At 63.6% G+C, this 18,451-nt stretch carries 20 protein-coding genes; 13 read left to right on the top strand and 7 right to left on the bottom strand.

What is annotated here, in order from left to right:
• The first annotated feature begins 2 nt into the window (after nt 1–2).
• The gene (locus GGC64_RS06685; RefSeq protein ID WP_192721626.1) at nt 3–2,294 is read left to right on the top strand and encodes an FdhF/YdeP family oxidoreductase; all 2,292 of its coding nucleotides are present in this window, start codon (nt 3–5) and stop codon (nt 2,292–2,294) included.
• A gap of 30 nt (nt 2,295–2,324) precedes the next feature.
• Here GGC64_RS06685 and GGC64_RS06690 read toward each other — a convergent pair whose 3' ends face one another.
• The 5 genes from GGC64_RS06690 to GGC64_RS06705 are packed head-to-tail and all read right to left on the bottom strand — an operon-like array spanning nt 2,325 to nt 5,164.
• Nucleotides 2,325–2,618 carry a putative quinol monooxygenase gene (locus GGC64_RS06690; protein WP_192721627.1) on the bottom strand — a complete coding sequence of 98 codons (294 nt, stop codon included), beginning with the start codon at nt 2,616–2,618 and terminating at the stop codon, nt 2,325–2,327.
• A 34-nt stretch (nt 2,619–2,652) separates the two neighbouring features.
• Nucleotides 2,653–3,618, bottom strand: a complete 966-nt coding sequence (locus GGC64_RS06695; RefSeq protein ID WP_192721628.1) for an alpha/beta fold hydrolase — start codon at nt 3,616–3,618, stop codon at nt 2,653–2,655.
• Entirely contained in the window at nt 3,611–4,237 is a 627-nt protein-coding gene (locus GGC64_RS06700; protein ID WP_370582054.1) for an enoyl-CoA hydratase/isomerase family protein, read from the bottom strand. The genes GGC64_RS06695 and GGC64_RS06700 overlap by 8 nt, the downstream gene beginning before the upstream one ends.
• Nucleotides 4,165–4,449 (bottom strand): hypothetical protein, encoded by a 285-nt coding sequence (locus GGC64_RS34610; protein ID WP_225951186.1) that lies wholly within the window; start codon nt 4,447–4,449, stop codon nt 4,165–4,167. The genes GGC64_RS06700 and GGC64_RS34610 overlap by 73 nt, the downstream gene beginning before the upstream one ends.
• A 22-nt stretch (nt 4,450–4,471) precedes the next feature.
• Nucleotides 4,472–5,164 carry a type 1 glutamine amidotransferase domain-containing protein gene (locus tag GGC64_RS06705; protein WP_192721629.1) on the bottom strand — a complete coding sequence of 231 codons (693 nt, stop codon included), beginning with the start codon at nt 5,162–5,164 and terminating at the stop codon, nt 4,472–4,474.
• A 125-nt stretch (nt 5,165–5,289) separates the two neighbouring features.
• Here GGC64_RS06705 and GGC64_RS06710 point away from each other — a divergent pair, with 125 nt between their 5' ends.
• From GGC64_RS06710 to GGC64_RS06730, 5 genes are all read left to right on the top strand, one after another.
• Entirely contained in the window at nt 5,290–5,880 is a 591-nt protein-coding gene (locus GGC64_RS06710; RefSeq protein WP_192721630.1) for a TetR/AcrR family transcriptional regulator, read from the top strand.
• Nucleotides 5,881–5,950: 70 nt separating this feature from the next.
• Entirely contained in the window at nt 5,951–6,667 is a 717-nt protein-coding gene (locus GGC64_RS06715; RefSeq protein ID WP_210084479.1) for a cysteine hydrolase, read from the top strand.
• Entirely contained in the window at nt 6,654–7,631 is a 978-nt protein-coding gene (locus tag GGC64_RS06720) for an aldo/keto reductase (RefSeq protein WP_192721631.1), read from the top strand. Before GGC64_RS06715 ends, GGC64_RS06720 begins: the two co-directional genes overlap by 14 nt.
• A 96-nt stretch (nt 7,632–7,727) precedes the next feature.
• Nucleotides 7,728–8,471: an SDR family NAD(P)-dependent oxidoreductase gene (locus GGC64_RS06725; protein WP_192721632.1), complete on the top strand. Its 744-nt coding sequence runs from the start codon at nt 7,728–7,730 to the stop codon at nt 8,469–8,471.
• A 40-nt stretch (nt 8,472–8,511) separates the two neighbouring features.
• Nucleotides 8,512–9,375, top strand: a complete 864-nt coding sequence (locus GGC64_RS06730) for an ABC transporter substrate-binding protein (RefSeq protein ID WP_192721633.1) — start codon at nt 8,512–8,514, stop codon at nt 9,373–9,375.
• 78 nt (nt 9,376–9,453) lie between these two features.
• Here the strand turns inward: GGC64_RS06730 and GGC64_RS06735 are convergent, their stop codons facing one another.
• Entirely contained in the window at nt 9,454–11,067 is a 1,614-nt protein-coding gene (locus GGC64_RS06735; protein WP_192721634.1) for a CocE/NonD family hydrolase, read from the bottom strand.
• A 230-nt stretch (nt 11,068–11,297) separates the two neighbouring features.
• Between GGC64_RS06735 and GGC64_RS06740 the strand changes: the two genes are divergently transcribed.
• From GGC64_RS06740 to GGC64_RS06770, 7 genes are all read left to right on the top strand, one after another.
• Nucleotides 11,298–11,921 carry a TetR/AcrR family transcriptional regulator gene (locus GGC64_RS06740; protein WP_192721635.1) on the top strand — a complete coding sequence of 208 codons (624 nt, stop codon included), beginning with the start codon at nt 11,298–11,300 and terminating at the stop codon, nt 11,919–11,921.
• Nucleotides 11,921–12,349, top strand: a complete 429-nt coding sequence (locus tag GGC64_RS06745) for an MmpS family transport accessory protein (protein ID WP_192721636.1) — start codon at nt 11,921–11,923, stop codon at nt 12,347–12,349. Before GGC64_RS06740 ends, GGC64_RS06745 begins: the two co-directional genes overlap by 1 nt.
• A gap of 61 nt (nt 12,350–12,410) precedes the next feature.
• On the top strand, nt 12,411–15,308 hold the full coding sequence (locus GGC64_RS06750; protein WP_192721637.1) for an RND family transporter: 2,898 nt from the start codon (nt 12,411–12,413) through the stop codon (nt 15,306–15,308).
• A 7-nt stretch (nt 15,309–15,315) separates the two neighbouring features.
• Nucleotides 15,316–15,651: a DUF732 domain-containing protein gene (locus GGC64_RS06755; protein WP_192721638.1), complete on the top strand. Its 336-nt coding sequence runs from the start codon at nt 15,316–15,318 to the stop codon at nt 15,649–15,651.
• Nucleotides 15,652–15,767: 116 nt separating this feature from the next.
• Entirely contained in the window at nt 15,768–16,217 is a 450-nt protein-coding gene (locus tag GGC64_RS06760) for a DUF6319 family protein (protein ID WP_192721639.1), read from the top strand.
• A 102-nt stretch (nt 16,218–16,319) separates the two neighbouring features.
• The gene (locus GGC64_RS06765; RefSeq protein ID WP_192721640.1) at nt 16,320–17,234 is read left to right on the top strand and encodes an MBL fold metallo-hydrolase; all 915 of its coding nucleotides are present in this window, start codon (nt 16,320–16,322) and stop codon (nt 17,232–17,234) included.
• 162 nt (nt 17,235–17,396) lie between these two features.
• Nucleotides 17,397–17,588: a hypothetical protein gene (locus tag GGC64_RS06770; RefSeq protein WP_192721641.1), complete on the top strand. Its 192-nt coding sequence runs from the start codon at nt 17,397–17,399 to the stop codon at nt 17,586–17,588.
• A gap of 203 nt (nt 17,589–17,791) precedes the next feature.
• Here GGC64_RS06770 and GGC64_RS06775 read toward each other — a convergent pair whose 3' ends face one another.
• Entirely contained in the window at nt 17,792–18,355 is a 564-nt protein-coding gene (locus tag GGC64_RS06775; RefSeq protein ID WP_192721642.1) for a nuclear transport factor 2 family protein, read from the bottom strand.
• Nucleotides 18,356–18,451: the final 96 nt, after the last annotated feature.

Here is an 18,451-nt window from a genome sequence, read left to right on the forward strand (position 1 = left end):
CCATGGGCGTCGAGAACCCAAAGATCAAGGCGCCCAAGAAGTCAGCCGCAGGCGTGCCCGCCGTGATGCACGCGCTGGAGTACTCGCTCGGGCAGACGTCGCTGGTCCGAACGGCGATCAATCTGCTCAGCATCAATCAGGCCAACGGGATCGACTGCCCTGGCTGCGCCTGGCCGGAGCCCGAGGCGGGCAAGCGACACAAGAACGAGTACTGCGAAAACGGTGCCAAACACATCAACGACGAGGCCACCACGCGCCGGCTCACGCGGGAGTTCTTCCGTGAGCACTCGATAACCGAGCTCGCCACGAAGTCCGACATGTGGCTCAACGAGCAGGGCCGGCTGACCGAGCCGATGGTCAAGGCGCCAGGGTCAGATCACTACGAACCGATCAGCTGGGACGGAGCCCTCGACCTGCTGGCTGCCGAACTGCGCAGCCTCGATTCACCCGACGAGGCGCTGTTCTACACGTCGGGCAGGCTCAGCAACGAGGCGGCCTTCCTGCTGCAGTTGTTCGCCCGGGCGTATGGCACCAACAACCTGCCCGACTGCAGCAACATGTGTCACGAATCCAGCGGCGCCGGCCTGAACGAGACGCTCGGCGTCGGCAAGGGCAGCGTGAGCCTCGACGATCTGCACGAGGCCGACCTGGTGCTCGCAGTCGGCCTCAACCCCGGCACCAACATGCCGCGGATGCTGTCGGCGCTGGAGGAGACCAAGCGCAACGGTGGCCATGTCATCGCCGTGAACACGTTGCCCGAAGCAGGCCTGATCCGGTTCAAGAACCCACAGAAGCTCAGCGGAATCGTCGGCCGCGGAACGCCGATTGCCGATCAGTTCCTGCACATCAAACCGTGCGGCGACCTGGCGCTGTTTCAGGCCATCAATGCGCTGCTGCTCAAGGCCGAGGACGCCGCACCCGGGACAGTGCTGGACTTCGCGTTCATCGACACCCACACCTCAGGCTTTGCCGAGTTCGCCGATCACGCTCGGCAGATCGCATGGTCGGATGTCCTTGACGCGACCGGCCTTTCGCGTGAGGAAATCCAGAGCGTGGTCGACCGTGTGCTGAAGAGCACGAAGGTCATCGTCTGCTGGGCGATGGGGGTCACCCAACAGAAGCACGGCGTGGCAACAGTCCGCGAGATGGTGAATTTCCTGATGCTGCGCGGAAACCTGGGCAGGCCGGGAACCGGCGTCTGTCCGGTCCGCGGGCACAGCAATGTCCAGGGCGACCGCACAATGGGCATCTGGGAGAAGATGCCACAGTCGTTCCTCGATGCCCTCGAAGCGGAGTTCGGCTTCACTCCCCCGCCGCATCACGGCTTGGACGCGGTCGACTCCATCCGGGCGATGCGCGATGGCAGAGCCAAGGTGTTCGTTGGCTTCGCAGGCAATTTCGTGCGCGCCACCCCGGACAGCGATGTGACCGAACGTGCGATGCGCAACTGCCGGTTGACAGCACACGTCTCGACGAAGCTCAATCGCTCCCACGCGGTGTGCGGCCAGACGGCGTTGATACTGCCGACATTGGGCCGCACCGACCGCGATGTCCAGTCAACCGGCGAGCAGTTCGTCACGGTCGAAGACTCGATGAGCATCGTGCATCAATCCCGCGGCAGGCTCACGCCCGCATCTGACACTCTGCTGAGTGAGGTGGCGATCGTGTGCAGGCTCGCCCGTCGCACACTGGACAGCGGGCCGGAAATTTCCTGGGAGAAGTTCGAATCCGACTATGACGTGATCCGCGACGCGATATCCCAGGTGGTCCCCGACTTCGAGGACTTCAACGATCGGGTGCGTCGGCCGGGCGGCTTCGCACTGACCAATCCGGTCAACGAGTACCGGTTCAACACGGCATCGGGTAAGGCGCAGTTCACGCGCAACACCTTCGACAGAATCCGGGTCCCCACAGGGCATCTCGTACTGCAGACCATGCGGTCACACGACCAGTGGAATACTGTGCCGTACGCCCCGAACGACCGGTACCGCGGCATCAAGAACGCCCGCCGGATCGTGTTGGTCAATCCCGCCGACATCGATGCGCTCGGATTGGCCGATGCGCAGCGGGTCGACTTGGTCAGCAGTTGGGAAGACGGTATCGAGCGGCGGGCGAAGGACTTTCGCGTAGTTGCCTATCCCGCTGCGCGAGGTTCGGCGGCGTCGTATTACCCGGAGACCAACGTGCTCGTTCCGCTCGACAGCGTCGCCGACATCAGCAACACCCCAACCTCCAAAGGGGTTTTCGTTCGCTTGGAACCGGCGGCGTGCCAAGGCGAGGCGTCGGATGCCTGACGCCGTCGCCGCCACCGACAGTTAGTCGAGTCAGACGTCGCTGCTGATGTACCGCTTCTTGACGGGCGGCTCGGCGAGCAGTGGAGGTAAATCGGTGATTCGGCCGTCGCCCGCGCGAAAACTGCGGTAAGCCTCATCGTGCTCGACCGTCTCCCAGATTTCGTAGATGAGCCAGTGCGCGTCGTCGTCCTCATCGACGAGGACGTCGGTTCGGAGATTGCCGTCGAAGGCGCGGGTGTCTTGAAGCGCCCGGCCCATGACATCGCGGCCCGCCGCGACCGACTCAGGCTTGAATTTCAGTTCGAGTATCACGGTGACTGCCATAGAAATCTCCCTTGTTGTTTGACGGTGCCGGTAGTCAATGCTGGTTGGCTGACAGGAAATTGCGAATGTAGTCCGCCATTTCTGACGCGGCGGTGTCGAGCGCGAAATGGCCTCCGTCGACGATGTGCAACTCCGCGCCGGGAATGTCCCGTTGGTCCGCGGCGGTCTCCGCGATGAGGAACGACGGATCGTACTTTCCCCACAGCACCATGGTGCGCGGCTTGTGTTCACGCAGCCACGCATCCCAGGCGTCATAGGACGAGACGTTGGTCCGGTAGTCGTAGAACAAGTCGACCTGAATATTGCCCTGCGCCGGGTCGGTCAGGAAGCGGTATTCGTCGGTCCACAGATCGGGGTCGTAGCGCTCGATGTTTGGATCGGTGCCGACATGCCGCTGCCGGGTCGCCTCCAGGGAAAGAAAGTTCCGCCGGAACTGGGCCTCATGGGCCACGCGGTCGGCCCAGAAGGCTCGCCTCGCGTCCCACAGCGGCCCGAGTGCGTCAGCATGCAGTGCGGCGTTTTGGATGATGAGGCTCTGCAGTCGTTCCGGATGCGCGACAACCATTCTCATGCCTACGTCGGCGCCGTAGTCCTGGAACGAGAGGTTGTACTGCGACAGGCCGAGCTTCTCGGTGAAATGGTCCACCACCGTGGCCAGGTGATCGAAGGTGTAGGCGAACTTCGCTGGATCGGGCCAGTCGCTGTGGCCGAAGCCGGGAAGGTCGGGGGCGATCAGATGGAACCGGTCTGAAAGCCGGGCGAACAGCGGATCGAACATCCGCGATGACGACGGGAAGCCGTGCAGCAGAAGCACAACGGGCCCGTCAGTCGGACCGGCTTCGCGATAGAAGATCGAAAGGCCGTCGACATCCGCAGTCTTGTACGCCACGGGCCGTTGCTCGGTTGGAGGCCGATTCGCCGCACTGCCTGAGTTCGAGCACGCCGAAACCACTGTGACGAGCAACGCGGCCGCGAGCCACACACCCAGCGTCCTACGCATGATCCGTTTCGCCGAGTTGACCGACGTGGTAACCCAACCGCGTCTCCACGTCTCCGGGCTTCTGCAAGCCGCGTTCGATCAGCGTCTGCACCCGCTGTTGGGCAGCGGGCCTGGCCAGTGCAGCGAGGAAAGCCTCCCACTCCGGGGCGATCTCGGCGTCGGACGGCAAGGTGCTCACATTCGCGAGGTGTTTCGTTTCGGCGATGGCCTCCTTGTCGAACGACGAGATGCGCAGCGCCAGCGCGTCGACGAAGGTGTCGAGTTCCGTGTCGGGCAGCGCGCGGTTGACGTAGCCGTACCGCTCGGCGAGCTCCCCGTCGATGTCGTCCGCGCCGAGCAGTACTTCCAAGGCGCGCCCGCGACCGATCAACCGGGACAGCCGTGCGATCGGTCCGCCACCCGGCACCAGGCCGGCGCCGACTTCCCATTGCGACAAGACGGCCTTCTCCCGGCTGGCGAAACGCATGTCACTTGCGAGCGCCAGTTCGCTGCCCACACCCGTTGCCCTGCCGCGAATTGCGGCGATCGAGACGAACGGGGCCCGGCTCAGTCTGGCGAGAAGATCAGGCAGATACTGCAGACCGGTCGTGCCGACCGGTAGCCGGGTCGACTCCTCCAGCGGTCGTCAAAGTCGTAGTGCGTCAGGAAGAACCCGTCGACGGCGCTGTCGAAGACGACGACCTTGACGTCCTCGTCGTTCTCCAGATCGGCGATCACCCGCCCGAGTTCCAGGCTGCTCTCCGGCCCGAAGATGTTCAGCGGCGGGTGGTCGAACGTCACTCGCCAGTACGCGGGCGATCGGCGCGTAACGGAGATTCGCGTAGAGCTCACGATGCCTTCCTGCGTCGAAGCGCTAGCTGAGTGCTTTCATGAACTCGCGCGCCAATGGGCCTGCGGACGCAGGGTTCTGACCGGTGTACAGGTTGCGGTCGACGAGCGTGTAGGGCTTCCACATCTCGCCACGCTGGAAATCGACGCCCATCTTCACCAATTCGTCCTCGGCCGTCCACCTTGCCTTGGCGCGCAGGCCGACCCCGTCCTCCTCATCATTGGTGAACGCCGTGACGCGGTATCCAGCGAAGGGGGAAGTACCGTTGCGGCGAGTAGCCATCATGGCGACCGGTGCGTGACAGACGATGGCAAGTGGCTTACCGGATGCGAGCGCCGCGATCAGCAGTCGTCCGGAGTCGGCGTCCTCCCACAGGTCCTCCATGGGCCCGTGCCCGCCGGGATAGTAGACGGCGTCGTAGTCCTCGACGCGTGCGTCGGCCAACTCGATCGGGTGGCGCAACTCCTCCGCCGAACGAAGGATCTCCTCGAGTTCGAGGGCGATCTCCGCGCTGCCCGCCATCGCGGGACGCAGGCTCATCACGTCGACGTGGGGCACCACACCACCGGGTGTCGCGACGACGATCTGGTGGCCGGCTTTGGTGAGTTCGCTGTAGGGAGCGGCGAACTCCTCAGCCCAGTAGCCCGTCGGATGCCTCGTGCCGTCTGCGAGTGTCCAATAGCTCGCGCCGGTCACGACGAAAAGAACCTTGGCCATGGGGAAGTCACCTCGCGTCTCGGGATGGACTGATGAACCCACAGTCTCGCATCGGTCCCTGGCTCCCACCAGGTTCTCGTTCGACAGAAACGAAGATAGGTGACCGGTCGGCTACTATCGAAGGTATGCCACGCCCGCCGAATCCCGAAGTGCGCCAGCGTCTGCTGGCCGCAGGCCTGGACCTTGTGCACTCACGCGGCTTCGCCGCCAGCGGCGTCAAGGACATCACCGACGCGGCCGGTGTGCCGAAGGGCTCCTTCTACGCGTACTTCCCGAGCAAGGAGGCGTTCGGCGCAGCGATCCTCGACCACTACTGGTCAGACATCGAGGCGCGACTGCTGCCGATCCTCGATTCGGACGGTCGGGCGCAGGACAGAATTCAGCGCTTCTTCCATGCACTTGCCGACGAACACGCGGCAGGCGATTTCCTGCTCGGCTGCCTCATCGGCAATCTGTCGCTAGAACTCAGCGGAACGAGCGAGCCTGTCCGCGCCGAGCTCAAGCGCATCCTCGACGGCTGGGGCGGGGCTCTCACCGCATGTGTGCGTGCCGGCCAGCGCCGCTCCGGTGGCATTCGCTCGGACCTCGACGCGGCCGAACTCGCCGCCCTGTTGATCGAGTCGTGGGAGGGCGCGGCCCTTCGCGGCAAGGTGACGCGCAGTCGCGCGCCCTATGACCGGTTCGAAGCCATTACCGTCCCAGCCCTGCTCCGCTGATCCCCTGCCGTTCACGACGTGACCCTTCGCACATTGATTTATAGACGACTGGTCATCTATTCTCAAAGACGTGTCCACATACCAGGAACCACAGCATCCGGCGCTCCCGCCGTCCGGCTTCGAGCTCGACCACGCGCACGCCGCACTGGTCATCACCGATCCGCAGATCGACTTCCTCAGCCCCGCCGGGGTCTCATGGCCGGTGTTCGGTGACAGCATCCGCGACAACGACACCGTCGCTCACATCGGCGAGCTGTTGGATGCCGCGAAGCTGTCAGGCATCACGGTCGCGGTCTCGCCGCACTACTTCTATCCCACCGACAAGCAGTGGTTGTTCGGCGATCCGCTCGAACAGTTCATGGGTTCCGTCGGCATGTTCACCCGCCAGGGCGCGTACACGACGCAGGGTTTCGCGGGTTCGGGTGCCGACTTCCTGCCCGACTACCAGCACCACATCCACGACGGCCAAACCGTGATCGCGTCGCCGCACAAGATCGTCGGTCCCGAGTCGAATGACCTTGTGCTGCAGTTGCGTAAGCGCGGCGTGAACCAGGTCATCCTGGCGGGCATGGCCGCCAACCTCTGCGTGGAAGGCCATCTTCGCGAACTCGTCGAGCAAGGGTTCGAGGTGGCTGTGGTCAAAGACGCCACCGCAGGCCCACGGCTTCCCGAAGGCGACGGCTATCTGGCCGCGCTGGTGAACTACCGATTCCTCGCGAGCGCGGTCTGGACCACAGCCGTAGCCGTCGCACAGATGAAGGAGAACGATCGACATGGCGTTGAGTGACAAGCTGTTTCAGCACGGCAAGGCCTTGAACAACGGCGACGAGATTCCCGCGCTGGGGTTCGGAACGCTGGTTTCGGACCAAACGAAGACGCGGCGCGCGACCAAGTCCGCGGTCGAGGTGGGGTTCCGTCACCTCGACTGTGCCGAAAGGTACCGAAACGAAACGGAAGTCGGCGCAGCGCTCAAAGAGCTGTTCGAGGACGGAACCGTCGGGCGAGAGCACCTGTTCGTCACCACCAAGCTGTGGAACAACAACCACCGTCCGGACCGGGTCAGGGCCGCCCTCAAGGCCAGCCTGGAACGACTGGGACTCGACGCGGTCGACCTGTACCTGATGCACACGCCGTTCGCGTTTCAGCCAGGAGACGACCAAGACCCCCGCGATGCCCACGGCGCAGTCATCTACGACGACGGCGTCACGCTGGAGCAGACCTGGGCCGCGATGGAGGATCTCGTCGACGAGGGACTCACCCGTGGGATCGGCCTGTCCGACATCGGCGTCGACGGCACTCGTCGGATTGTCGATTCGGCCCGGATCAAGCCGGCGGTCGTCGAGGTCGAGTCGCATCCCTATCACCCGCAGTGGGATCTCCATGATTACTGCAGGTCTGAGGACATCGTCCTGCTGGCATTCGCACCACTCGGACACGCGCTGGAGCCGCGCCTGCTCGACGATCCTCTCATCCTCGATATCAGCGCGCGCTACGGAAAGACGCCCGCCCAAGTGCTGTTGGCTTGGGGCATTCAGCGCGACTCCGCGGTCCTCACGTCGTCGGTGACGCCTGCACGCATCGTTGAGAACTTCGATGTCACCGCGCTTCCCCAGAGCGCGGTCGATGAGATCACCCGCCTGAAGACTCGGGTTCGATTCAATTCGGTTGTCGACGCCGGGGAGCCGGGATTCGAACAGGTGCCGAAGGGCAGTTGCCTGACAGCTGAACCACAGGAAACGGGTTCAGAGTGAATGCCGGCCCGCGACCAAGATCCCGATTAGTCGAACGAACCGTGTGCGTTCTGACGCAGTGTTAGGCAGTACAAGTACGACGGAGAGGTCACTCTGATGGGTCGCGTTGCAGTAATCACTGGAGCCAGCCGAGGAATCGGCGCGGCCACCGCATTGGTCCTCGCGGAGCGAGGCTTACGGGTGGTCGTCAATTACAGGTCCAGTGCTGACGAGGCGGAGGAAGTTGTCCGGGCCGCGAAGGCGGCGGGTGGCGAAGCTGTGGCGATTCGGGCCGACGTCACAGACGCCGATGCGGTCACCGCGATGATGGACGAAACCGTGCAGCGGTGGGGCGGGGTTGACGTGCTGGTGCACAACGCCATGATCCCGTTCAAGGTCACCTCATTCGCCGATCTGACCTGGGCGCAGCTGGGTGACAAGCTGGATGGCGAGCTGCGCGCTGCCTTTTTGGTCACCAAAGCTGTTGTGCCAAACATGATTTCCCGCGGGTATGGCCGCCTGGTGTACCTGAGCACCGGATTGTCCCGGCGCCCGCGCGAGGGCATGATCACGTTGGGCACCGCCAAGGCCGCGCTGGACCAATTCGTCAGGTACGTCGCGCTCGAGGTCGCGCCACACGGAATCACCGCGAACCTCGTCGCCCCGGCCACGGTGGACGAGACGAAGGTTACCGAGCAGTTGACAGACGACCAAGTTCATCATCTCGGCGCGACCAACCCCATGGGGCGGCTCGTGCGCCCAGACGAGGTGGCCAGGACGGTGGCGTTCCTGGCAAGCGACGATTCAGGGTTCACCACCGGCCACTACCTCACCATCAACGGTGGCCTGTCCATGGATTGAACTTCGCTGTGAAGCAATAGATTTGGAAGAAGGCAGGCTCATGCAGACGATCGATCTGGCTTTTGTCGGGCGTGGTATCCACGAGGAACTCGTGGCGTACGTCGCCGACCAGGAGGGGTACTACCAAGACGAGGGGGTGCACGTCGCCGTGCGCGACGGCGTCGAGTGGCCAATCGAACGGGTGCGCCTCGGCGCGACGATCGGTTTAGGCCGAGCACTTCTGTCGCGGCTGACGGACGGCACCGAATGGAAGATGCTGTGCGTCAACACCCATCGTCCGCTGTTCTGGTTCCTCGGCGGCCCCGATGTGACGTCGATGGCTGATCTTCGCGGGCGGCGCCTGGCCGTTCACTCCCCTCATTCTCCACCCGGTTGTTTCGCCAGGATCGTGTTGCGTGCACACGGTCTTGACCCCGACCGTGATGTGGAGTCTGTGGTGCGCGCGCCCGCCGACTACCAGATGGACCTGCGACGCCTTCGCCAAGGCTCCATCGATGCCGCCTACGTGGGCAGCACGCTTTCTCCCGAACAAGTCGCCGAGGAGGAAGGCTTCCACGTGCTCGCGTGGGTCGGCGATCATTTCCAGATTCCCACCGTGGGTGTTGCCGTGGCTCCCGCTTATACGCCGCCGGACAGCCCAGCGCTGCAGGCGGTAGTGCGGGCCAACCATCGTGCGCTTCGCACTATGGCCGAAAAGCCCAATCTGGCAATCGATTACGTCGCCGCATTATTACCGCGGCTGACCCGGGAGGAAGCGCAGAAGCATTACGAGCGCTACATCGGCCCGTACTTCACCGCCGACGGGGGCGTGGATCTCGCCGTCGCACAGCGAGGAATCGACGCCGTCGCCGGAGAACTCGGCGTTGCCTCGGTAGCCGCCGAAGAGTTGTTCACGCCTCGCTAACGGCGATCAACTGAGAGGCTCAAGCCATGACGGGCGCGTTCATTCTGGGCGGGATCGGCACACCGTTCGGGCGCACGGTCACACCGGTAACACCAGCCGCGAGCTCCCGTGCGCAATGGTGTGGGTCGACGGCTGGAGTCGGCTGCCGGTGAGTGGCGGCTCGCCGGTGCCGAGGTTGCGCGCATAGCGCGGATGAGACCCGCCCGCGATGAGTAGCCGGATTCGGTGGCCCGCGCCGAATCGATGCGCGATGGCGTCGAGGTCCAGCCGAAGCGGTTGCGCCCGATCGGATGGGAGGCGGACGTAGCCGTCGCTGACGTTGCGGGAGCGGCCCTTGGGGTCGACGTCGCTGACCCGCACCCATACGTCGGCGTACGGGATGTCGGTGCTGTGAACGAGTTCGACGAACAGTGTCCCGATCACTTCGAGGTCTTCGGTGAGCGCGGGGCCGGTGAAGCTGAGCACGTCGCCGCGCTTGGCGAGGCGTGCGTCATTGCGGTATCCGGCCGCTGTGGACAACAGCCGCCCACCGATCGTCGGTGTCGGGTCGGCGGGGTTGTAGACGAACTGCGACGACGAGGCGTGCGGGGCGGGCGCTTGCTTGCTCAATGTCGAATCAGGGTGCAGGTAAAGCACTTTCGTGTCGTAATCGGGCGGCCAATGCGCCAAGTCGCGCCACTCCTGCGCTCCGGTGACAAAGATGCGGACACGATCTCTGCGCGCGCGTGAATGCGTTTGGGCCAGATGTTCGGCGAGCCAGTCCAGGGATTCACGAGTGGTCTGGCCCGCCCCGCCCAGGCCGATCTGTCCATGCGTCCACGGGCCGACGGTGAGGCCTACGTCGACGCCACGCGCCCGCAGGTGCCGGAATTGATACAGCGTCTGCTCGAGGAACAGGTCCTGCCATCCGGTGATCAACAGGATGGGGACATCGACCTTGTCGAGCGCCGACCGCAACTGTGTCGGGTGCCAGTACTCGGCGGTCGTGTCCGGGTGCGCGACCCAGGACTGGTACCACGGAGCGGTCTCGCCAAGCAGTGACTTCGCAGCATCGCCCAGTGGTAGGGCACGCAATGCGGGATCCACGCGCCAACGGCCCGCAAGGCCGACGATGAACGGTTTGAATCTGCCGTCCTCCTGACGGGCCACCAGATCGCTCCAGCCGAGGAAGTCGCCGAGCAGAAACGATCCGGTGCCCCATACGGCGTCGCTTATGTCGTGCGGGCCAACGGAAATCACCGCTGCCGCCAACTCTGGTGGCGGATCGGCGAGCATGGCCCACTGGGTGAAGCCGAGGTACGACCCGCCCATGGTGGCGAAGCGCCCGGTGAACCACGGCTGCGCCCGAAGCCAGGCCACGGTGTCGGCGCCGTCCTCGACCTCTCGCCTGCCGGGTTCGAATTCACCGCCGGAGCCGAAAGTGCCACGCACGCTTTGCAAGATGACGTGGTATCCGCGCGAGGCAAAGGCCCGCACTGTCTGGAATGCGGCCAGCGGGCCGCGACCGTAGGGGCCGCGGATGAGGATCGTGCCCGCTGGTGTCGTCGTCGACGGCGCGTAGTGATCGGCCAGCAGATCTATCCCGTCGCGCATCGGCACGACGACGTCGCGAGTCACCGTGAAGGCATTGGTGGGCGGCGGGAGCCGCAATAGCCGGGTGATGACCCGGTCGGCCAATCGAATTGATGGCATCGCCAACCGGCACCTCCCCCTGTGGCCCTAGACGCCAGAATGACAGAGGACCCCTGGGTTGGTCGCCAACTCCGACCATTGTTGCGTGGAAACCAACACGCACCCCGATACGCAACAAAATCGGTCGCAAGTGACCCAGCCGACACCGTCGCGCCAGGGCCGGACCCGCCGCCCAGCGAATTCCTCAAGAAATGGTTGTTGGGCGGCTGCTCAACACTTAGTCTGCCTTCGTGTCCAGCACTGCAGCTGACGAGCGACCGCGCGTCCGACGCGAGGCGACTCGGGCTGCGCTAATCGAGGCAACCGCCCAAATCATGCTCGACGAAGGCTACGCCGCGGCGACGTCACGGAGGGTCGCGGGCAAGGCCGGCGTCAAGCCCGCGCTGGTGCACTACTACTTCCCAAGCATGGACGATCTGTTCGTCGCCGTTCTGCGTGACAAGGCCGAGGACAATCTGGCACGCCAGCGTCAGGCAATCGCCGAGGCGCAACCGCTGCACGCGCTCTGGCAGCTGAGCAGCGCCCACGATGCGCAGTTGTTCACCGAGTTCCTCGCGATGGCTAACCACCGCAAAGCAATTCGAAGCGAAATCGTGGCCTATGCCATGCGATTCCGCGACCTAGAAGAAGGCGTAGTCACCTTGGCGTTGAAGGCCCGCGGCATCGACATCGAACAGTTCCCGCCGGTGGTCATGACCATGATCATGGGCGGCCTGGCGCGGATGGTGCTCCATGAACAGGGACTTGGCATCACCCGCGGGCATCGCGAAGCCGCCGCGTTCATCGACCGCTGGCTTGATCGCTTCGAAATGCCTGCGTGGGATGCGTCCGGGGCAGGAACGGAGGGCCCCTGATGCTGCGTTTCGCCAAGCGTATTTGGGTGCTGCTGGTCATCCTGCTGGTCGTGGCCATCGCGGTTTTCGTGGTTGGCCGCTTCCGCGGTTTCTTCGGCCACACGGTGCTGACCAAGCCGGGCGCCGGGCTGGTCAATGACCCGGAGCCGTTCAACCCCAAGGTCGTCAAGTACGAGATCTTCGGGTCAGGGTCGGTCGCGACAATCAACTACCTGGATCTGGACGCTCAACCGCAGAAGGCCCTGAATGTGCCGTTGCCGTGGGAGCTCACCCTGACGACCACCGCTCCGGCAGCCAGCCCCAACATCATCGCGCAGAGCGACGGCGGCACCATCAGTTGCCGGATCACCGTCGACGGCGTGGTCAAGGATGAGAGGACGACCAACGGCGTGAACGCCCAGACCTTCTGCTTGGTGAAGTCGGCATGAGCGAAGCTTGCGAGCGAATCATCGGCACAGAATGCGGTAACCGAGCCTGCGAGGTGACCGCATGAGTAATACGCACGTCGGCGCGCACCCGATGATCCCGCGATTCATCCGACTGTTCTGTGTGCCGATCTTCTTGGGCTGGATCGCACTGGTCGTGATCGTCAACGTCATCGTCCCGCAGCTGGAAGTCGTCGGCGAGGCGCACGCGGTGTCGTTCGCTCCCAAGGACGCACCGTCGATGCAGGCGATGCAGCGCATCGGTCACGATTTCCAGGAGTTCAATTCCAACAGCTCGGCGATGATCGTCCTGGAGGGCGACCAGCCACTCGGCGACGCCGCGCACAAGTACTACGACGGCCTGATCAAGAAACTCGAAGCCGACACCAAGCACGTCCAGCACGTTCAGGACTTCTGGGGCGATCCGCTGACCGCAACGGGCGCGCAGAGCGCCGACGGAAAGGCCGCCAACGTCCAGGTGTACCTGGCGGGCAACCAGGGCGAAACCCTGGCCAACGAGTCCGTGCAAGCCGTGCGGACGATCATCGACCAGTCGTCCCCGCCGCCTGGAGTCAAGGTTTACGTCACCGGCCCTACGCCGCTCTCGAACGACCAGCACCACGCCGGCGATAAAAGCGTCAAGCTGATCACCGCCATCACCATGGGCGTCATCTTCGTGATGCTGTTGCTCGTCTACCGGTCGATCGTGACGGTGCTCCTGGTTCTGGTGATGATGTTCATCGAGTTGTCCGCTGCCCGGGGAATCGTTGCGGCCCTTAGCTATTACAACTTGATCGGGTTGTCGACGTTCGCGGTCAATCTACTCACCACGCTGGCGATAGCGGCAAGTACGGACTATGCGATCTTCCTGTTGGGCCGCTACCACGAAGCGCGCAACAACGGCGAGGACCGCGAAACCGCCTTCTACACCATGTATCACGGCACCGCTCACGTCATCTTGGGCTCGGGTCTGACCATCGCGGGTGCGACGTTCTGTCTGCACTTCACCAGGCTGCCCTACTTCGAATCGTTGGGCATTCCGTTGTCCATCGGAATGCTCGTCGCGACCATCGCCGCGCTGACGATGGCACCCGCGCTGCTGACGATCTGCAGCCGCTTCGGCCTGTTCGACCCGAAGCGGAAGACCGACACCCGAACTTGGCGGCGGGTCGGCACCGCCGTAGTGCGTTGGCCCGGACCGATTCTCGCCGCATCCGTCGCCCTTGCGCTTATCGGACTCTTGGCGCTGCCGTCCTACAAGCCGGGCTACTTCGACCGCGATTACCTTCCACCGGACATCCCGGCCAACATCGGCTACGCGGCCGCCGACCGGCATTTCCCCAAAGCCCGGATGAACCCCGAGTTGCTGATGGTCGAGACCGACCACGACGTACGCAACCCGGCCGACATGCTGGTGATCGAGCGGATAGCGAGGGCGATCGCCCACACCCAGGGCGTCGGACGGGTGCAGGCCATCAGCAGACCGCGGGGCGTCCCGATTGAGCACACCTCGATTCCATTCATGGTCGGTGCGCAGGGCACCACCCAGCAGATGAATCAGGACTACATGGACAAGGTCATGGCCAACATGCTGACGCAGGCCAATGACATGCAGACCTCCATCGACACGATGGAGAAGATGCAGAACATCACCATGCAGATGGCCGCGACCACGCACAACATGGTCACCAAGATGGTGGTCACCACCGCCGATCTCGAGGAGTTACGCGACCACATAGCGGATTTCGACGATTTCTTCCGCCCGATCCGCAACTACCTCTACTGGGAACCGCACTGCTACGACATTCCGATCTGCTGGTCGATGCGCTCGATCTTCGACACCCTCGACGGCGTCGACACGATGACCGACGACATCAAGAACCTCTTGCCAGACCTGCAAAAGCTCGACACGCTCATGCCGCAGATGGTCGCGATCATGCCCGCCCAGATCGAGTCGATGAAGAGCATGCAGCAGATCACGCTGACGATGTATCAGAGCCAGAAGAGTCAGCAGGATCAGATGAAAGCGATGCAGGAGAACCAGGGCGCCATGGGCCACGCGTTCGATCAGTCGAAGAACGACGATTCGTTTTATCTTCCACCGGAAGTCTTCGACAACGCCGACTTCAAGCGCGGCCTGAAGATGTTCGTATCGCCGGACGGAAAAGCCGTGCGGTTCATCATCTCTCACGAAGGTGACCCCGCCACTCCTGAAGGCATCAAACTCGTGCCACAGATCAAGAGCGCGGCGTTCGAGGCCATCAAGGGCACACCGCTGGAAGGCTCGAAGATCTACATGGCGGGCACCGCCTCGACCTACAAAGACATGCAGGAAGGTGCCAACTGGGACCTGCTGATCGCCGGAATAGCGTCGCTCTGTTTGATTTTCATCATCATGCTGTTGCTCACCCGGGCGGTGATGGCCTCGGCGGTCATCGTCGGCACGGTGTTGATGTCGCTGGGCACATCCTTCGGCTTGTCCGTGCTGATCTGGGAGCACATCCTTGGCAGGCCGCTGCACTGGCTGGTGCTGGCGATGTCGGTGATCATCCTGCTGGCGGTGGGCTCCGACTACAACTTGTTGTTGGTGTCCCGATTCAAAGAAGAGATCCACGCCGGCATCAAGACCGGAATCATCCGGTCGATGGCGGGCACCGGCGCGGTGGTCACCTCGGCAGGCCTGGTGTTCGCGTTCACCATGATGACGATGATGGTGAGCGACCTGGTGGTGGCCGGGCAGGTGGGCACGACGATCGGTCTGGGTCTGCTCTTCGACACTTTGGTGATCCGGTCTTTCATGACGCCGGCGATCGCGGCGATGATGGGGCCCTGGTTCTGGTGGCCACAGATCATCCGGATGCGGCCAAGACCGTCGCCGTGGCCCAAGCCGAAAGAACGCGCGCCCGATACACCGGTCAGCGTCGGCGCCTCCGACGAGAATCCAACGGGCCCAATCGGATAGGGATGAGATGAAGACCAAACTGGCAGCGGTCGCCGCGGGGGCGATAGCGACGGCGCTGGTGTTCGCCCCATCCGCGTTGGCCGACCCCGACACCGATTTCACCAACGAACTGCACACCTATGGCATCTACGGCGGCAAGGACTACAACGCGTGGATCGGGAAGATCACGTGCAAGCGACTCGACAAGGGGCTGGACCAGGACGCCGACAAGTCGGCGAAATTCGTGTTCCTGCAACTGCCGAAGGGCAGCACCACGGAGCAGGCGTGGCAGTTTCTCGGTGGCGCGCTGCGCTATTACTGCCCCGAAAAGCTGCCGATCCTCGCGTCCGCCACGCAGCAGTGAAAACCGGGGCGACTCACCGCGAGTGTTGAGTGGCTTGAGAGTCGAACATATGTTCCAATGGGCTCTCGCAGGCCCGCTCACTGCGGGCGATGTTCAAAAAGGAGATCGCCGCAACAATGACTGTAGACACTCTGGCACCCGAAGCGCTGTCCACCGAGTTCGACACCCCCGCAATCGTCGTACCTTCCAGCGAGAGCTCCGCGCCTGAGACCAGGCCGGCGCCCGAAGCGGCCGCCACTGCCGCCCCTGCCGACGAGAAGCCGAAGAATACGCCGGCCAAGAAGGCGGTCGCCAAGAAGACCAAGACTCTCGAGCTGACTCTTACGGTCACGGGTACCGCCGATGGCGAATGGCGCGCCGAACTCAAACGGGGCACCACATACCTGGCCCGCAACGTCGCGGTCGCCGCTGCCGCTGTTTCCCGGGCGGCCAAGGAACTGCATGAGGACCTGTCCATGCCGATCGACGAGGTCATCGAAGAGGCACGCGCCGTGCAGGCCGCCAAGGTTGCCGCACTCGAGGCCGAACTGGAAGCGGCCCGCCAGGCCCTCGCCGACCTGGACTGAGCCCGCCGCGTTCGGTTGGGATGATCTCGAGGACCAGCTCGCGTAACACCAGAAGGGAGGGTGACACCGTCGCCGGGTATGGCGGCCAAGAGAAGAGGAAACATGAGCGTGGACAACGTTTCTCAGCTGGGCAGCACGGGACTCGACGAGTTGGTTCCGTCGCGCTACGCGCAGCAGGTCGGCGATATCGAAGTGCTGGTGATCAGCGATGGCGTGTTGCCGATTACCGCCTCGACGTTGGCCACCAATGCCGACCCGGCCGACTTGACGGGCTGGCTGACGGACATGTACCTGGCGCCCGACGTGGTCGACTGGCCACTCAACGTGGTCGTGGTTCGTACGGGCGGCCGGACCATCCTCGTCGACGCCGGGCTCGGGGTGGAGTTTCCCGACTTCCCGCGGGCCGGGCAGACAGTCCACCGGCTGGAGGCAGCCGGCATCGACCCCGGATCGGTGACCGACGTCGTGCTCACCCACCTGCACATGGACCACGTCGGCGGGTTGCTCACCGACGGACTAAAGGCACGGCTGCGTCCGGACCTGCGAGTCCACCTGGCGGCCAGGGAAGCCGAATTCTGGGAGGCGCCTGATTTCTCGCGGACCGTCATGCCACAGCCGATACCCGACGTGCTGCGGCGAACCGCAACGCAGTTCTTGGACGAATACCGCAGCCACCTACGGCCGTTCGAGACGGAATACGAGGTCGCGCCAGGAGTCCTCATCACTCGCACCGGCGGCCACACTCCGGGACACAGCGTGGTCCGCGTGGAGTCCAAGGGCGAGCGGCTGACGTTCGCCGGCGACGCAGTATTTCAGGTCGGGTTCGATAATCCCGAGTGGCAGAACGGTTTCGAACACGACCCCGACGAGGCTGCCCGGGTCCGGATCCGTCTGTTGCGGGAGCTGGCGTCGACCGGGGAGGCATTGGTGGCCACTCATCTGCCATTCCCGTCCGTTTGTCGGGTGGCGGCCGCCGGCAACACGTTCCGCTGTGTACCGGCCGTGTGGGATTACTGATCCCACAACGTCGACAAGTAACGGCCGCCAGCTGATGATGGCGGCCGTTACTGCGCTGTAGACCCAAGGACCAATGGCACTGCAAGTCAGGGGCGATTGGATCTGATTGGGAGCCGCTGCCGGCGCGTAGCGTCCGCCGTAGCCCATGGAAAGGATCGACGGATGACCGAGGCGACAACGACGTATTGCAAGGTCTGCGGGCACGCGAAAGAGCATCATGACTTGAATGTGCATCTAGATCCAAAGCACCATGTCAGGGCTCGCGAAGAGGCCGCGCAGGGTCACGGCGCCTGTCGCGACAATTCCTTTGGCGACAACCACTGCATCTGCGTCGAGTTCGAAAGCTGGACCTGACGGACCTTCACAAGATGTAGCGGGGACAGGATTCGAACCTGCGACCTGTGGGTTATGAGCTACGCAGCGTGGCTTCGCGAGTGCTCGCGCCGTCTCATACCTGCAGGTCGGTGCCTCTTCGACGTCCGCGCCGTTGCACATCGTCGCACCGGTCAGCGCGGGTTTCGCCGCGTTTGGTTCCGACATCTGTTCCCAAGTCGGGGTCACCAGCGAGCGGGTGCCGGCGCATCGATAGTCAGTGGTCGCCGATAAGAGAGATCTGTGTGGTCGCGGGTACCAATTGGATACCCCTTCTCAGTGAAGAACGGCGACTGCAGAACTCGCGCATCGGCGATGAACATTCCTTCGACTGTCGATCGGCGAACCGCAATGCGCCACTGTCCGTCTTGTCGCTCGAGACGATCGATATAGCGGCCGGTGATGAACTGGGCACTTTTCGTGTCGGACCCGATGAGGACGACGATGACATAGCTTTCAGCGTGCGCGGTCTCGCCGTCGATGTCGCAGGTGTGGGTTGTGATGTTGTGCGTGTGTACCCGTGAGGTCTCGGCATGGGTCTTGTTCGCCCACTGCGCATACTCGGGGCCTGCGTTGATCGCATCGCCGTGCTCGTCGACACCATCTGAGTGATATGCCGACGTGAGCAGGTCGACGTCATGGCGGTCATGGCCGCGCGCGTGCCGGCAGATGCAGTCCAGGATTTCGGTGCGGTCCAGGAGATATCGCACGTCGGCTTGAAGCGTTGCGAAGTCGGTGTCAACGGTCATGGTTCTCCTCAAGGCGGCTCATGGGTACGCCACTGCCCACTATACGACTGTATAGCAGACGGGCGTATAGCAGAATAGGGATCAACCGATCGAACG

The organism is Mycobacterium sp. OAS707 (assembly GCF_014873705.1).
Taxonomy (GTDB): Bacteria; Actinomycetota; Actinomycetes; order Mycobacteriales; family Mycobacteriaceae; genus Mycobacterium.